Raw genomic sequence first — 16,155 nt, forward strand, 5'->3', positions numbered from 1 at the left:
AGTTTGTTTTTTGTCGAGGATTCGATTATTATTTTCTGCGCGAGATTTCATCGCGAATTAATGCCGCTTGCTCATAGTTTTCATCATGGAGTGATTGTTCAAGAACAGTTTTTAATTGTTCATCTGTAAGACTTGAGAAAGGATTTTGGATTTGCGGCTTAGTAGTTTCTTCTTTTATATCATCAGGTACCACTTCTGATGATACTGCATTTTCTAAGTTTTCAAGAAAGGCAAATTCGTTACCTTCGATAACGATGCCAGCAGAAGATAAAATGAAATCGTAGGCATAAATCGGTGCTCCGAAGCGTACTGCTAATGCTACAGCATCTGATGTACGAGCATCTATTTCTACTGTTTTTTGGCCATCGGAACAAATAATCTTTGCATAAAATATACCTTCTATTAGATTATATATCAGGACTTCTTCTAAATTAATTTGAAAAGCTTTTGCAAAATTTTGAAATAAATCATGGGTTAGTGGACGACTGGGAACCATCTTTTCAATTCTAATCGCAATAGCTTGTGCTTCGTGACTTCCAATGATAATAGGAAGACGGCGATTACCTCCAGATTCACCTAGAACTAGTGCATATGCTCCAGATTGTGTCTGACTGTATGATAAACCAACGATGTCTAACTTGATTTTCTTCATTATGATACCTTTACGGTTTACAAACTTAGATAAATTTGCTTAGAATAGCAATATGATGACGGCGATATAAAGGTAAATTTGTCGTTCTCTCTCAGTGATAGGACGTTTTTTAACTAAAAAAGAGATGAATAGTGGAGAACAAAAAAACTCCATTCACATTTTTATTGAGAATGGAGTTTCTAAAAGAAAAATTTTATAGTTCTTTATAAGCTTTTAACGCTACAATTAATTTAGGAATGACATCAAATGCATCTCCAACAATGCCATAATCTGCTACCTTGAAAAAAGGAGCCTCAGGATCTTTATTGATAACGACAATTGTTTTTGATGCACTTACACCAGCTAAATGTTGGATAGCACCTGAGATACCGATGGCAATATATAAATTGGGGCTTACAGCAATTCCTGTCTGTCCTACGTGTTCAGAATGAGGTCTCCAACCGGCATCAGAAACTGGTTTTGAACAAGCAGTAGCAGCTCCTAGCACATCCGCTAATTCTTCGATCATACCCCAGTTTTCAGGTCCTTTAAGACCACGACCTGCTGATACTACAATATCAGCTTCTGGCAGTGAAATTTTATCTGTCGCTCTAATGATATCTTTGACAATTGTACTAAAATCTTCAGCATCAATACTCGGTGAATAATTTTCAATCGTTGCAGAAGTTTCTGCTTCTTTCACTTCAAAAGAATTAGGATTAAGTGCAATTACTTTAATTGTAGAGGTTAATTCAACAAAAGCAAATGCTTTTCCAGAAAAAGCACCAGTTTTTACTTGTAAGTTCTCACCAGTAGCGCTGGGTAATTCAATAGCACCATCTGCCAATGCTGCGTTTAATTTTGCTGCAACTCTTGGAGCTAAGCCTTTTCCTGAGAAAGAGTTGGATAAAATAAGAACAGATGCATCATTAGATTTGGCTGCATCAACAATGATTGCGGCATAAGCTTGATTGACAAATGATTTTAATTGTTCTGTATTGACATTTAAAACTTTGCTGGCACCGTACTTTCCTAGGAGAGTTAGTTGAGCATCTTCTACATTTCCAATTGATAATGCAACGACTTGATTGCCCGATTGATCAGCTACGGCTTTCGCATAAGAAACTGCTTCAAAAGCTGATTTCTTAAATTGACCATCTGTATTTTCTACATATACTAATATTGACATGTTTTTTTCGTTTTAATGTTGGTTAAATAACTTTTGCTTTTTCATGCAAAAGAGAAACTAATTTTTCCACATCGCTTGCATCCACTAATGTCACTGCACCACGTGGTTCTGGAGTCTCAAACTTGACGATACGGGACAGTTGAGTAACTTCAATGGGCTCAATAACATCTAATGGTTTTGTTCGAGCAGTCATAATACCTCTCATATTTGGTATTTTTGTCTCAGCCACACCTTCTGCTGTACCGATCACTGCTGGTAAATTTAGTGTTAGCACTTCTTTTCCGCCTTCGATCTCACGTTCTACAGTCGCAGTACGACCATCAATATCTAATTTTTTGCTGATTGATACAGATGGAATATTCAATATAGAAGCAATAAAAGCTCCTACTTGTGTTCCGTTATAATCAATAGACTCTCTTCCTGTTAATATCAGATCAAAGTTACTTTCTTTTGCGTAGTTAGCAATCTGATTGGCGACAAACCAAGCATCTCTAGGTAAGGCATTTATTCGAATGGCATTATCTGCACCAGTTGCTAAAGCCTTGCGGATAGTTGCATCTGTACTTGCATCTCCAACTGTGATCACAGTTACAGAACCTTTTCCACCTTCTGCCAAATCTATGGCTTTTGATAAAGCAATCTCATCATATGGATTCACAATATATTGTACACCAACATTATTAAAAGCGGTGTTGTCATTCGTGAATGTAATTTTGGAAGTAGTGTCCGGGACATTACTTATACACACTAATATTTTCATAATTTATAACCGTTTTATACAAACCTACTATTATTTAAGTTAAATGTAAAGATAATTTGGGAGAGTAGCGAGCTAAAGTATAGTAAGACTTTGTTTTCATTTTTATTAAAGTAAATGTTTTTTTTAGTTTATATGTTGTATTTTTTTTAACAGAATAAGTTATTTTTTGATTTAAATGTAATTTTTGAATAATATTATTAAGAATTTGATTTACAAAAGATTCGTCAATAATTTGTCATTTTTATATGCTAGCATAGTAAATTGGTTTTTCCCATTCGTTTTTTAGCTTGTTCTATTATTTGTAGCTTTACCGATATAAATTAAAAATAGATGATGTCTGACCGTTTAGAACAATTGAAGGAATTTTTAAAAGATGCTCCGCAAGATCCTTTTTTGAAATACGCATTGGCAACCGAGTATTTGAAATTAGGAAATCAAGAAGAGGCGCTGAAAGGATATATAGATTTGGTAACCCATCATACCGACTACGTGGGGACTTATTATCACTTAGGAAAATTATATGAAAAGATGAATAGACCTGAAGATGCCCGTACAATCTATAAAAATGGCATACTTATAACGCAACAAAAGCGTAATATGCATGCTTTAAACGAACTCCGTGGAGCATTGAGTTTACTTGATGGAGATGATGAAGATGAATATTAACATTATTTTAACGTTGTAAATTTCATTTTTGGTATTCAATTTGCCTGTAGTTTCTTGGAGATTTCGAGAGCGAGTTTTAAAGATGATGAAAAGGCTATTTATTATATTATGTTGTATCTTATTTGTTTTTATTGCATGCGATAACCAACGTAAGGGAGCGGAAGCAGTGAAAGATAAGAAAGACCATCAAAATGTTACTTTACATGATTTGAGTGGTTCATACACTGGTATTATGCCTTGTGCAGATTGTGATGGAATTGAGACTGTATTAAAATTAAATCAAAATTTCTCTTATAGTTATACTTCCAAATATTTGAATAAAAGTGATGAAGTATTTGTTAAGGATGGAAAGTGGAAGTTTGAAAATGATATTATTACGCTAGAAGGGGTAGATTATAAATTCAAATTAGGAGATAAGACGAAACTCTGGCAATTGGATTTATCAGGAAATGATATTGTTGGAGAGTTGGCCGAAAATTATAAGTTAGAGAAAATAAAAGAGTAATTATAAAATAAAATCACATTAGTAAAAAAGACCTTCATTTTTGAAGGTCTTTTTTGTTTTTATTTACATATATCTTTTAAATGACCCACGACGAAGTCAATTTCTTCTTTTGTATTATGACGACAAAATGAAAAGCGTACTGATGGCCTGTTGCCATCTGCTCTTATCGCGCCAAGCACATGAGATCCAATATCTGTACCTGAGCTACATGCACTTCCACCTGAGCAAGAGATACCAGCAATATCCAAATTGAATAATAACATATCTGCCATATCTGTGCAAGGAAAAGATACGTTTAATACGGTGTAAAGGGCTTTATTGGGTTCTATTATGCCGTTAAATCTAATATCAGGAATGGCAGCTTTTAATTGTTCAATCATATAGGATTTTAAGCCTTGTATATAAGCAGCATGTTCTTCCATGTGCTCATAACTTAATTCAAGTGCTCTTGCTAGTCCTGCGATACCATATACATTCTCAGTTCCACCACGCATATTGCGCTCCTGTGCACCTCCATAGATCATGGGTTTGATTTTTGTATTGGCGTTGATATATAGGAAACCTACTCCTTTAGGTCCATGAAATTTGTGCCCTGCTCCAGTAATGAAATCAATTTTTAATTTACTCAAATCATGTGGATAATGACCCATGGTCTGAACCGTATCGGAATGGAATATTGCATTATATTTTTGGCAAATTTCGGCTATTTTTTCAATATCATTCAAATTGCCCAATTCATTATTGCCATGCATAATGGACACGAATGTTCTCGGATTGTTAGATAGTAAATCCTCTAATTGATGGAGATCAATATTTCCATGAGCATCTACATGCAATAAATCAAGATGAACTTTTCCTGACTTTTCCATTTCTTGTAGCGTATGCAATACAGCATGATGTTCAATAGGAGTTGTGATTGCATGTGTGATTCCAAAATCTACGATGGAACGTACAATTGCCATATTGTCGGCTTCGGTACCACCCGAAGTAAAGAAAATCTCAGATGGAGAAGTATGTAAGATTTGGGCAACTGACTTACGCGCCTTTTCAACAATTGTTTTTACTTGCCTGCCATGCGAATGAATGGAGGAGGGATTTCCAAAATTATTTTCCATGGTGTCTAACATGACACGAATAACCTCTGGATCTAGCGCTGTAGTTGCAGCATTATCAAAATATACTTGCATAATGGACAAAATTAAGTAAAAGTAAGTTTACTTATCTGTGCGAATTGGATTATTTAATAAAATTGCTTGTTTTTGATTTTTTGAAAAATGTTAAACACGCAAGTAAAGCGGTAAAAATACCGAAATAGGCTAGAACATCACCATTTTTTGTATAAATGGTTAATTCTTCACTTAGATTAATTTCTTGCGTCAGGGCCGCGGGCTGCCACCATTTTGTTTGTTGGATAATATCGCCTCTTTGATTAATAAATCCAGAAATACCGGTATTAGCAGCGCGAGCCACCCATCTACGATTTTCGATTGCTCTTAGTTTTGCGTAATCCAGATGCTGATCTTTACCTGAAGTATTTCCCCACCAACCATCATTGGTAATGATCGCGATAAACTGTGCCCCTTGTTGAATATATTGTGCTACATAGTTACCCCATATGGATTCATAACAAATGACAGGTGCGGCTCCGATACCACTTTGGGAATAGAATACCGATGGTTTGTCCTGCTTGCCATATCCTCCTGTTGTTCCTCCAAAAGCACTAAAGAGTGGTTTTAAGAAATGGATAGCACTACCGAATGGCATCTGCTCTACTCCAGGAACCAATTTTGACTTATGATAAAATTGAAGTTTTGATGAAACGTCAACTAGTGTTGCTGCATTAAAATTGTCTTTGTATATATTTGGAGCTATTTCTCTTGCAGTACTTGTTCTTGGATCATTATACAATTGATAACTCTCAATTCCTGTTAATATGTTACCATTTTTATAATCATTTAAAAAATTGATAAGTGAATCAAATGTGCTGGTATTTCTAAAATCTTCTTCATCGAAATCACCTCTTTGGGATAAAGCTGTCTCTGGCCAAATAAAAAACTCCGTATTCGGTTTTGCAACTGATTTTGAAAGTTGCATCAATGTATTTAATTGGTCTTCGGAGCTGATGGATCCAAATTTTCCAAATGGATCAATATTGGGTTGAACGGTTACAATTTGAGAAGGGTTAATGTGCTCTTCAAATGTTAAATAACGAATGATAGAATAAGTTGACGGTAAGAGTAAAGTTAGTCCCAATGCTATTTTAATGTATCGTGGTTTAATCAGTGTATTGATTTGCTTTTTGTTTAAATAAAGTAAGAAAACCAAGATATTACTTAACCATATCCAAATGGTTCCACCATACACTCCAGTAAACTCATACCATTGGATTAATTGATGAAAATTTGCAAACCCATTACCTAAGGTCATCCACGGAAATGCTAAATCCCAGGACTGGTGTAAATATTCATAAGATATCCAGAAAGCCAATAATCCAAACAAGGAAAGGACAATAGATACTTTTTTTCGCATCTGATAGTATAGGCGAAACGTTAGTGCCATTAAGAGTGCACCTAAGAGAAAAGGGATCAATGATATAAAGATCGCAATATACCAAGGCATCACTGCAGATATTGAATTATACACCCAATAGATGGATGCTGTATTCCAAACAACAGCTGTTAATCCTGCCGTTAAAAATATTTTTTTTCCTTTTTTCTTTAACTCTTCATTCCGAATGATATGTTCAACTGCAATTAAAAGTGGTAGGAAAGCTATTAGTAAAATGGGACTACTATAGGGAACGGGTGGCCATCCTAACCATAATAAAAAGGCACTTAAAAGTGCCAGTAAGTATTGATTTCTCACGATTAAATTTGAGATAAAATTTCGTTTTTCTTATTTTCGTATTCCGCCTGTGTAATCAATTGTTTGTCAAATAAGCTTTTCAACTTTCTTAGTTTAAGCGTCATTTCATCATCTTCTTCGACTACTTTAGGAGCTGATTCCTCAATGATGGGTTTGATCATAATTTCTTTGACTTCTTCTATTTCAGGTGAAGCTTGATCATTGCTACTAACGACTTCTTCTTCAAGAGGTGTATGTATTTCAAATGAGGGTGCTGCTTGTTTGGGAACAGTTACTATAAATTTTTCTTTTTCCAGTTCAAGCTCCTTTATTTTTGATGATTCTAATGCGCCTTTAATTAATTGATATAATTTTCTTGCCTGCACTTTTGGAATATAATCGATACTCAAATTTTCACCTGTTGTAGGGATAACAGTGACTTTAGAACCAAAAATCTCTTCTTTAAAAGCAATATCTTTGATGTCTTTCCAGCTGAATATTTCAAAATCAGTGGCTAAACCCAGTTTAGTGAATTCGCACATGAAAATACGCTTATTACTGATCGTGATACTATCAGGAAGAATCGTTACTGCAGGTTTTTTCTGTATTGCGATATAATCAATTCGCTCTCCGTCGGTCATCATATCTTGTAATTTGATGACTAACTTTTCAACGATTTTGATATCTTGGCCGTCAATGGCAAAAAGTTCAAAGTTCATATTAAATATATTTTAAAAATAAACGAAGGCGAAACTATTCTAAACCTCCCACACAAAATACAAATTCTCCCTTAATTGGATTGTTTTCAAAATGTAATTTTAAATCCGCAAGTGTTCCTCTGACATTTTCTTCATACAATTTACTTAACTCTCTTGATATGGAAGCTTGTCTTTCGGGACCAAAAACTTGAATAAATTCGTCAATTGTTTTAAGTATGCGATGCGGTGATTCATAAAAAATCATCGTTCTTTTTTCTTCTGCTAAGAATCTCATACGAGTTTGACGTCCTTTTTTTACTGGAAGAAAACCCTCAAAGCAAAAGCGATCATTTGGTAGTCCTGAATTGACCAAAGCTGGAACAAAGGCTGTTGCTCCGGGTAAACATTGTACCTCAAGCCCCTCTTTAATTGCTTCCCGTACTAATAAAAAACCAGGGTCTGATATAGCCGGAGTGCCAGCGTCAGAAATCAAGGCAATATTTTGTCCTTCTTTTAAAAACTTAATGATTTCTGAAATCGCTTTATGTTCATTGTGTTGATGATGAGCAAATACTTTTTTTTCGATTCCAAAATGTTTTAAAAGCGGTGCGCTTGTGCGTGTATCTTCAGCGAGAATAAGATCTGCTTCTTTTAACACACGAATCGCGCGAAAAGTCATATCTTCTAAATTGCCAATTGGCGTAGGGACTAAATAAAGCATTTACAAAGGTAAGTTTTTTTTGATAATTGCAATCAAAGCTTTATACGACCATTCTCTCTGATAGATACCTGTATTGAAATTGAAAAAATAGGGGCCTATCAGCAAGAATGGTTGAATATAAAAAAATGATGCTATTAACATTATTTTGCTAAGATCTGATCGATAAGTAATAACTCTTCTGCTGAAAAATGCTGATTTTTTACAGCAGCAACTGCATCTTCTATCTGAGAGATCTTACTCGCTCCGATAAGGACAGATGTGACTTGTGGTTTGTTTAACAACCAAGATACAGCCATCTGTGCTAACTTTTGATTTCGTTGTATGGCGAGATCATTCAAAGCTTTTATTTTTTCAATTTTATCAGCTGTAATATCACTTTCATGCAATGATATACTGCCAGAGGCTGCTCGAGAATCTTGAGGGATGCCATGCAGGTATTTATCTGTTAGTAATCCTTGCGCTAGCGGTGAAAAAGGGATGCAACCAACTGCTTCTTGTGTGAGTAAATCCAATAGGCTTTCTTCTACCCAGCGTTCGAACATGGAATATTTAGGCTGATGAATAAGGCAGGGAGTGCCCATTTGTCTCAATAAATCTATAGCACGCTTAGCTTCAGTTGTTTTATAGTTAGATATGCCAACATACAATGCTTTTCCTTGTTGAACCAAGAGGCTTAATGTTGCCATTGTTTCTTCTAGAGGAGTTTCTGGGTCAGGTCTATGATGGTAGAAAATATCAACATAATCTAAATTCATCCTTTTTAAACTTTGATCTAAACTGGATACCAGATACTTTTTAGATCCCCAATCTCCATATGGACCATCCCACATGGTGTAGCCAGCTTTGGAAGAAATGATCATTTCATCGCGGTATCCTTTAAAGTCAGTTTGTAGTATTTTTCCGAAATTTTCTTCTGCAGAACCTGGAGGCGGACCATAATTATTTGCAAGGTCAAAGTGTGTGATGCCGGAATCGAATGCGGTCTGGATAAGTTTGCGGCTGTTTTCAAAATCATTGATATGACCGAAATTTTGCCATAATCCCAATGAGATCGCAGGCAATTTAATTCCAGAATGACCCGAACGACGGTATTCCATTTCTTGATATCGATTGTGATCTGGTGTATAGTGCATGGAGTTATTATGCTTTTAAAAGTTTACAAAGGCAATTTACAAGTTATCTTAAATATTTGAACATATATGACTAAAAATGACTTGAATATTTACAGGATATCTATTTATGGTCTGCTTTTGTTTTATTTCTTTATTTACACTAAATGCTGACTAAATGGGAGAGATTGAAAGATGAATAGCTTGAATAGTGCTCCAGAGAAAGACTCAAACGAATAAAATTGTTGTATAAATGACACAATTAAAATTGTAAATAAAACAAATTTATCTAAGTTTGTTTCTTTAAAAATACACATAATTATGTTGCAATTGAATTATATCCGTGAAAACAGGGATAAAGTAATCGAAAGATTAGGTGTCAAAAATTTCAAGGAAATTGGATTAGTTGATGAAATCATCCATTTAGATGAACAACGTCGCAAAATTCAATCCGAGTCAGATGCCGTTTCAGCTGAAGCAAATTCATCCGCAAAAAAAATCGGAGAATTGATGCGTCAAGGTAAAAAGGAAGAAGCTGAAGCCATAAAATCCCAGTCCTCAGGATATAAGGAACAGGTTAAACACCTGACTGATGAATTGGCTATTGTGGAACAAGATCTAAATGCAAAAATAGTTCAACTTCCCAATTTACCTCATACATCCGTTCCTGTAGGTGTTTCTGCTGACGATAATGAAGTTGTTTTGGAGCATGGAACTATTCCTACACTAGCTGAAGATGCTGTTTCTCATTGGGATTTATTAACAAAATATGGGATTGTAGATTTAGAGCTTGGTGTTAAGGTAACAGGTGCAGGTTTTCCTGTATATAAAGGTAAAGGAGCTCGATTGCAGCGAGCTTTGATCAACTTCTTTTTAGATGAAGCTGCAAAAGTAGGTTATGAAGAAGTACAGGTGCCGATTATGGTTAATGAGGCGTCTGCATTTGCTACAGGTCAGTTGCCTGATAAAGAGGGCCAGATGTATCATGTAACTCATGATGATCTCTACTTAATTCCTACTGCGGAAGTACCTGTTACGAATATCTATCGGGATGTGATTGTGAAAGAAGAGCAATTTCCGATTAGACATTGTGCATATACACCATGTTTCCGTCGTGAAGCAGGTTCCTATGGTGCACATGTGCGCGGATTGAATCGTTTACATCAATTTGATAAGGTAGAGACGGTGCAGATTGTACATCCAGATCAATCGTATGCTGCATTGGAAGAAATGAATACCTACGTGCAAAGTTTATTGCAAAAATTGGAATTACCTTATCGTGTGTTGCGATTATGTGGTGGTGATATGAGTTTTACCGCTGCTTTGACTTATGATTTAGAAGTATACAGTGCGGCTCAAAAACGTTGGTTAGAAGTATCTTCTGTTTCAAATTTTGAAACTTATCAATCCAACCGTTTGAAAGTGAGATTTAAAAATCAAGAAGGTAAAATGCAGTTGGCGCATACGTTAAATGGTTCAGCTTTAGCTCTCCCTCGTATCGTTGCTTCTTTACTAGAAAACAATCAAACTGAAAAGGGAATTAGAATACCGAATGTATTGATTCCTTATACTGGTTTCGAATATATTGATTAGTATTATTTAGAAAAATTAGGAGAAGGTTGTAAATTTTTTTACAACCTTTTTTTGTTTCGTAAATTCTCTTTTACTGTTAAAATTTTGTTAATATAGTGTTATGCCGTATAAAATTCTGTTTTAATTCGGATTTAGGAAAATATAATTTCTTTTCAAGCTCCTTGCGTTTTTTACAATATACTCTCCTCTTATTTACATTTGTGGTGTAAAAAAAACTTTTTTGTTAAAATACTTGTAATAGCAACTTTGTCTATATATATTTGCTTCCCGCTTTCCAGATGTAATGTCTGTTAAGTTCATACTACCACGTTATTTATCGTAAATTTTAAAAAGAAAATTTACAGATTCTCATAAAAATGAGCATGAGGGTGTTTTAAGAAGCCCTTTCCGCTTTCTATGTGTTTATTCTGTTTTTACGTATAATTGAATCCTTTGATGTCACACTTTGGAGTTTATTTGCGTTTACATAAAGTTGTTTGAACAATATAAGTTTTGACATTTTTTTGAATGGATATTATTTTATCAAAATATTAAATTAACAAAGTAAATAACATGAAACAAACATTACTTAGTTTTCTTGTAGGTGGGATGATATTGTCATCAGTAGCATTCGCACAAGAGAAAAAGATTAGTGGCCGTGTTACATCAGCAACTGGTCAAGCAGTACCAGGCGTTACTGTTGTTGTACAAGGTACTAATCAAGCTACACAGACCGATGCTAATGGTAACTACTCTTTGAATGTTCCAGCTGGTAAGGTTGTTGTATTTCGTTCCATTGGTTTTGGCGAAAAAACAATTATTGTTAATAACAATGCTTCTGTTTTCAATGTCTCATTAGAAGATAACAATAATGCTTTGGAAGAGGTTGTTGTTACGGCAAATGCAATTAAAAGAGAGAAGAGATCTTTAGGTTATTCGGCACCAACAATTAAAAGTGATGAGTTAACTGAAGGAAGAAATTCAAGTGCTATTGGTGCATTAGCGGGTAAAGTGGCTGGTGTCAACATTACTTCAACATCTAACTCACCAGGGAGTTCTTCTCGTGTTGTATTGCGTGGTGGATCATCTATTTCAGGTAATAATCAAGCCCTTATTGTCGTTGATGGCACACCTATTGACAATTCAAGTGTCATTGGAGGTTCGTCTTCACTATCCAGCGTTGATTTTGGTAACCGTGGTAATGATATCAATCCTGATGATATTGCATCTGTAACAGTCTTAAAAGGTCCTGCAGCAGCTGCATTATATGGTTCAAGAGCATCTAATGGTGCGTTAATCATCACAACCAAAAGTGGTCAAAAAGGAGCTAAAAATGAAATCACTTTTAGTTCAACCAATACCATGTCTTCTATTTTGAAATTGCCAGAATTTCAAAATCAATATGGACAAGGTTCATCAAGTCGCACAAAAAAAGGTGATTTAGTTTTTGATAATGATCCAAAGGAAAATTGGTCATGGGGATCTCCTTTTACAGGGGAAATTCAAGAGTGGGGACAAGCCATTAATGGTGTTCGTCAGAAAAAAGCTTATTCTGCTGTAAAGGACAATGTAAAAGATTTTTTTGATCTAGGCTTAGCATCGGATAATAATTTGAGTTTTTCAGGTGGTTCTGATAAATCTACTTTCTATTTAGGTTTAAATGCCTTGAACTCAAATGGTGTTTTTCCTGGGAAAAAAGATAGTTACAATAAGTACGGTGTACGCTTTAATGGATCAACAGAGTTTTCCAATAAATTCTCGGCGGGTGTTTCCGTAAACTATAGTCGTATCAATAGTAATAATGTTGGAGGGGGACAAGGTAATGGTTCTGTTTACAATAGTTTGTTACAGACACCAAGAGATATTGATATTGTTAGTTTAAAAGATTTAAGCAATCCATATAACGGTTACGGATATACAGATGAAAATGGTATTGAACATAACGATGTTTATGGATACTATGGTCCGTATTCCATGAATCCATATTGGGTTTTACAAAACAATAATAATTTTAATGATGTAAATCGTATTATTGGAAATTTCAATGTCACTTATAAACCTTTAGAGTGGTTAACTTTTCAAGAGCGTGTAGGTTTGGATAATTATACAGACCGTCGTCGATCCGAATCTCCAAAATATAGTTTCTTACCGGCAGATAATACCTCTGGAAATTATACAAATTCAAACATTCAAACTGGAAATGGCCGTTATCGCATTGATCAATACAATGTGAATGAAATTGTTCATGATTTTATGGCAACTGCGACTCACGCTATCAATGATGATTGGGAAGCATCGTTTATGTTAGGTAACAATATCCGTCAACGTAGAACATCTACAAGCAGTACTGCGACAAATGCAAGTGGTGGTTTAGTGGTGCCAGGATGGTATAATTTAGCGAATAGTAATGGTCCTTTGGATTTGGTAGCAGATTCTTGGAGTAACAGAAGATTAGTCGGCGTGTATGGGGATTTGAATGTTTCATACAAAAACATTGCTTATTTACAAGCTACAGCTCGTAATGATTGGTCATCTACATTACCAAAACAAAATAATTCATTCTTCTATCCAAGTGTAAGTGGTTCATTTGTTCTTTCAGAATTATTTACTCCTGAATTGAAAAATAAGTTTAATTATGCAAAATTACGTGCTAACTGGGCACAAGTAGGTTCTGATACGGATCCTTACCAACTGTTGACTACTTTCTCAAGAGGTGAGATCAATGGTGGTTTTGGAAGTACAACTTTTCCATTTGGTAATGTTGCAGCATTAATGTCTAGCTCTACTATTGGTAACTTAGACTTAAAACCTGAGATCACAACTTCTTTTGAAATAGGAACTGAATTGGGTTTTTTTAGTAATCGTTTGTACGCAGATTTTACTTATTATAACAATAATTCAAAAAATCAGATCTTAAGTATTCCGATTCCAAATTCAACAGGTTATGGATTTAGTTTAGTAAATGCAGGTAAGGTTAAAAATAATGGTGTTGAGTTAACATTGAGAGGTACACCTATCAAAAACCAAAATTTCACATGGGAAATGTTTGGAACATTTACCAAGAACAACAGTGAGGTTGTCGAGTTAATGGATGGTGTTGATCAAGTTTCTGTTGGAGGTTTTTCAGGAATGTCAATCGTAGCAGCAGTTGGTCGTCCATATGGAGAGTTTTATGCTGTTACTAATGCTAAAGATGCTCAAGGTCGCACTATTGTTGATCAATCTACTGGTTTACCTATCGCTACCGAATCTGCACAATATTTAGGCACTTATAATCCAGATTTCCAAGCTTCTTTAGGAACCAACTTGTCTTATAAAAATTGGTCGATGAGCGCTTTATTCGATACCAAACAAGGAGGTGTTTTCTATTCAAGAACAAAAGATATCCTAGCATTTGTGGGAACTTCTGCTGAAAGTGGAGGAGATCGTTTTGGTCAAATTTTTCCTAATTCTGTTTATCTTGATGCCGATGGAAATTCAGTAGTCAATACAACTGCCAAATATGATAAAATTGATTACTATCCTAATCTCGAAGCCGGTATGAATGTAGTTGATGCCACTTATATCAAATTGCGTAATCTAACCCTTACTTATAAATTTACTAAGACTCAATTAAAAAACACTCCTTTTGGAGCTGCTTCAATTGGATTCTTTGGTAACAATTTATTTATCTGGACACCTAGCGAAAATAAATACGCTGATCCAGAAGTTAACTCAGCGGGTGCGGGTAATGCACAAGGTTTCGACTATACAGCTCAACCTTCTTTAAGAAATTACGGAATTAATGTTAAGGTTTCATTCTAATACGCTTATAAATAATGAACATAATAAATTTAAAAAATGCTAAAAAGCTAATAGCAGTAGCTTTAATCGGTACGCTTGGCTTGACGGGTTGTAGCAAATTTTTGGATATCAATGATAATCCAAATAATCCGGACAAGGCTAATCCTAATCTACTTTTACCTACGGTACAAGCTGGTATTAGTCAGGTTATCGGTAATACTTTTCAAGTGTATGGAAATATATGGGGACAATATTGGACTCAAAACCCATCATCTACTCAGTATCAGACTATAGATCAATATAAAATCGCAAATACGGCGATGGATAGATCATGGTTAATTCTTTATAGAAATACTTTAAATAATGCTGAATTAATTATAAATACAAACGTTGCTAATAGTGAGTATTTTAAAGGTATTGCTTATATATTGAAAGCATATACTTTTCAGGTGGCAACAGATGCATTTGGTGATATTCCATTATCTGAAGCTCTAAATGCTGCTCAATTCATTAGCCCTAAATATGAAAAGCAAGAGTTGGTTTATGATTCCATTTTCAATTATATTGATAAAGGAGTTGCATTACTAGGAACTGCACAAGCAAATGCTGTAAGTAGCCAAGATATGATTTTTGGTGGAGATTTAAAAAAATGGAAAGCTTTTGCCAATACATTGAAATTAAGAGCATATCTAAGAATTTCTAATGTAGATCCAGATAAAGCTTCAGCAGGTATTAAAGCTTTGTATGCTTCAAATCCAATTTTCTTAAATCAAGACGCTACCATTACGTACACAACTACTGGAGGAAATGAAAATCCACTTTATAATGATATGGTTGGTTTAAGAAGAGTACAGAATGTTGTCGCTAGTAGTACTGTTGTTAATGCTTTTGTTGCGAACAACGACCCTAGAAGATTTGCATTTTATGAAAAAGTGGTCGGTATTGATGGAAAAGTTCAAGATACAATAGCGCATATCGTACAAGGTGGATACAAAGCTAATACGAATAAATCGGTATCATCTCCATCTGCATTGGTTGCTGCAAATGCGAACGCAGCGACTTCAGCTACAGCGCCAGTAAAATTGCTATCTAATACTGAAAGTTTGTTCTTACAAGCTGAAGCGGCATTAAAAGGCTGGGGCAATGGTGACGCTACAGCTTTGTATAAACAGGGAGTGGCTGCCAGTTTTAAAGCGACAGGATACAGTGATGAAGAAGCTAAAACTTACTTGGCCAATGCTAAAGATGCTAAGTTTGAGGATGAAGCGAGTACTGAAACTAAGTTAAAAACAATCATTACGCAGAAGTATTTTGCGATGTGTGGTTTCCAAGGATTTGAAGCATGGACCGAGTGGAGAAGAACGGGGTATCCTACTTTCTTTACCACTTCCGTGGAATCTCTTTTAGGTGCTGGAAGAATGCCATTACGTATGCCTTATGCAAATAGTGAAGCAACCTCAAACTTGAACTATCCTGGTAATGTGTTGATCTATATGCCGGTATGGTGGGATGTTAAATAACAATTTTAAGGTTATAATTTTTAAAAAGCGATCTCGTAAGAGGTCGCTTTTTTATTTTAAAGTGTCCCGTCCTGAAATAAGTTGACATCTAACTCAGCTTATTATGAAAAAAGAACTAAAGAACAATTTACGACGGAGTCAGCGAGATTATAGCCTA

Annotated in this window: 13 protein-coding genes; 5 read left to right on the plus strand and 8 right to left on the minus strand. The window is 35.1% G+C overall.

The window, feature by feature from the left end; all coding sequences use genetic code 11:
• Positions 1 to 28 precede the first annotated feature (28 nt).
• The 3 genes from C8N37_RS20355 to C8N37_RS20365 form a co-directional block, all read right to left on the minus strand.
• On the minus strand, positions 29 to 652 hold the full coding sequence (locus C8N37_RS20355; RefSeq protein ID WP_108160652.1) for a bifunctional nuclease family protein: 624 nt from the start codon (positions 650 to 652) through the stop codon (positions 29 to 31).
• A 193-nt stretch (positions 653 to 845) separates the two neighbouring features.
• Entirely contained in the window at positions 846 to 1,820 is a 975-nt protein-coding gene (locus C8N37_RS20360; protein ID WP_108160653.1) for an electron transfer flavoprotein subunit alpha/FixB family protein, read from the minus strand.
• A 22-nt stretch (positions 1,821 to 1,842) separates the two neighbouring features.
• Complete coding sequence (locus C8N37_RS20365) at positions 1,843 to 2,580, minus strand: electron transfer flavoprotein subunit beta/FixA family protein (RefSeq protein ID WP_108160654.1); 738 nt, start codon at positions 2,578 to 2,580, stop codon at positions 1,843 to 1,845.
• A gap of 330 nt (positions 2,581 to 2,910) precedes the next feature.
• On the opposite strand from C8N37_RS20365, the gene C8N37_RS20370 reads away from it, so the two are divergent.
• Positions 2,911 to 3,246 carry a tetratricopeptide repeat protein gene (locus C8N37_RS20370; protein WP_186812858.1) on the plus strand — a complete coding sequence of 112 codons (336 nt, stop codon included), beginning with the start codon at positions 2,911 to 2,913 and terminating at the stop codon, positions 3,244 to 3,246.
• Positions 3,247 to 3,328: 82 nt separating this feature from the next.
• Complete coding sequence (locus C8N37_RS20375) at positions 3,329 to 3,751, plus strand: copper resistance protein NlpE (protein WP_108160656.1); 423 nt, start codon at positions 3,329 to 3,331, stop codon at positions 3,749 to 3,751.
• Positions 3,752 to 3,810: 59 nt separating this feature from the next.
• Here the strand turns inward: C8N37_RS20375 and C8N37_RS20380 are convergent, their stop codons facing one another.
• The 5 genes from C8N37_RS20380 to mgrA form a co-directional block, all read right to left on the minus strand.
• The gene (locus C8N37_RS20380; RefSeq protein ID WP_108160657.1) at positions 3,811 to 4,938 is read right to left on the minus strand and encodes a cysteine desulfurase family protein; all 1,128 of its coding nucleotides are present in this window, start codon (positions 4,936 to 4,938) and stop codon (positions 3,811 to 3,813) included.
• A gap of 49 nt (positions 4,939 to 4,987) precedes the next feature.
• Positions 4,988 to 6,616, minus strand: a complete 1,629-nt coding sequence (lnt, locus tag C8N37_RS20385) for an apolipoprotein N-acyltransferase (RefSeq protein ID WP_108160658.1) — start codon at positions 6,614 to 6,616, stop codon at positions 4,988 to 4,990.
• A 2-nt stretch (positions 6,617 to 6,618) separates the two neighbouring features.
• The gene (locus tag C8N37_RS20390; protein WP_108160659.1) at positions 6,619 to 7,314 is read right to left on the minus strand and encodes a PH domain-containing protein; all 696 of its coding nucleotides are present in this window, start codon (positions 7,312 to 7,314) and stop codon (positions 6,619 to 6,621) included.
• A 34-nt stretch (positions 7,315 to 7,348) separates the two neighbouring features.
• A complete protein-coding gene (gene rsmI / locus C8N37_RS20395; RefSeq protein WP_108160660.1) occupies positions 7,349 to 8,014 on the minus strand; it encodes a 16S rRNA (cytidine(1402)-2'-O)-methyltransferase in 666 nt (221 codons plus the stop codon).
• Positions 8,015 to 8,154: 140 nt separating this feature from the next.
• A complete protein-coding gene (gene mgrA / locus C8N37_RS20400) occupies positions 8,155 to 9,147 on the minus strand; it encodes an L-glyceraldehyde 3-phosphate reductase (protein ID WP_108160661.1) in 993 nt (330 codons plus the stop codon).
• Between the two features lie 297 nt (positions 9,148 to 9,444).
• On the opposite strand from mgrA, the gene serS reads away from it, so the two are divergent.
• From serS to C8N37_RS20415, 3 genes are all read left to right on the plus strand, one after another.
• A complete protein-coding gene (serS, locus tag C8N37_RS20405) occupies positions 9,445 to 10,716 on the plus strand; it encodes a serine--tRNA ligase (RefSeq protein WP_108160662.1) in 1,272 nt (423 codons plus the stop codon).
• Between the two features lie 552 nt (positions 10,717 to 11,268).
• Positions 11,269 to 14,499, plus strand: a complete 3,231-nt coding sequence (locus C8N37_RS20410) for a SusC/RagA family TonB-linked outer membrane protein (RefSeq protein ID WP_108160663.1) — start codon at positions 11,269 to 11,271, stop codon at positions 14,497 to 14,499.
• Between the two features lie 14 nt (positions 14,500 to 14,513).
• Positions 14,514 to 15,998, plus strand: coding sequence for a SusD/RagB family nutrient-binding outer membrane lipoprotein (locus C8N37_RS20415; RefSeq protein WP_244914489.1), 1,485 nt, complete (start codon positions 14,514 to 14,516; stop codon positions 15,996 to 15,998).
• The last annotated feature ends 157 nt before the right edge of the window (positions 15,999 to 16,155 follow it).

Origin of the sequence: Sphingobacterium faecium, assembly GCF_003054045.1 — a bacterium.
Taxonomy (GTDB): Bacteria; Bacteroidota; Bacteroidia; order Sphingobacteriales; family Sphingobacteriaceae; genus Sphingobacterium; species Sphingobacterium faecium.

Coding starts and splice junctions, on each gene's coding strand:
- C8N37_RS20355 (WP_108160652.1), bottom strand. CDS start 652: ATGAAGAAAATCAAGTTAGACATCGTTGGTTTATCATACAGTCAGACA.
- C8N37_RS20360 (WP_108160653.1), bottom strand. CDS start 1,820: ATGTCAATATTAGTATATGTAGAAAATACAGATGGTCAATTTAAGAAA.
- C8N37_RS20365 (WP_108160654.1), bottom strand. CDS start 2,580: ATGAAAATATTAGTGTGTATAAGTAATGTCCCGGACACTACTTCCAAA.
- C8N37_RS20370 (WP_186812858.1), top strand. CDS start 2,911: ATGATGTCTGACCGTTTAGAACAATTGAAGGAATTTTTAAAAGATGCT.
- C8N37_RS20375 (WP_108160656.1), top strand. CDS start 3,329: ATGATGAAAAGGCTATTTATTATATTATGTTGTATCTTATTTGTTTTT.
- C8N37_RS20380 (WP_108160657.1), bottom strand. CDS start 4,938: ATGCAAGTATATTTTGATAATGCTGCAACTACAGCGCTAGATCCAGAG.
- C8N37_RS20390 (WP_108160659.1), bottom strand. CDS start 7,314: ATGAACTTTGAACTTTTTGCCATTGACGGCCAAGATATCAAAATCGTT.
- rsmI (WP_108160660.1), bottom strand. CDS start 8,014: ATGCTTTATTTAGTCCCTACGCCAATTGGCAATTTAGAAGATATGACT.
- mgrA (WP_108160661.1), bottom strand. CDS start 9,147: ATGCACTATACACCAGATCACAATCGATATCAAGAAATGGAATACCGT.
- serS (WP_108160662.1), top strand. CDS start 9,445: ATGTTGCAATTGAATTATATCCGTGAAAACAGGGATAAAGTAATCGAA.
- C8N37_RS20410 (WP_108160663.1), top strand. CDS start 11,269: ATGAAACAAACATTACTTAGTTTTCTTGTAGGTGGGATGATATTGTCA.
- C8N37_RS20415 (WP_244914489.1), top strand. CDS start 14,514: ATGAACATAATAAATTTAAAAAATGCTAAAAAGCTAATAGCAGTAGCT.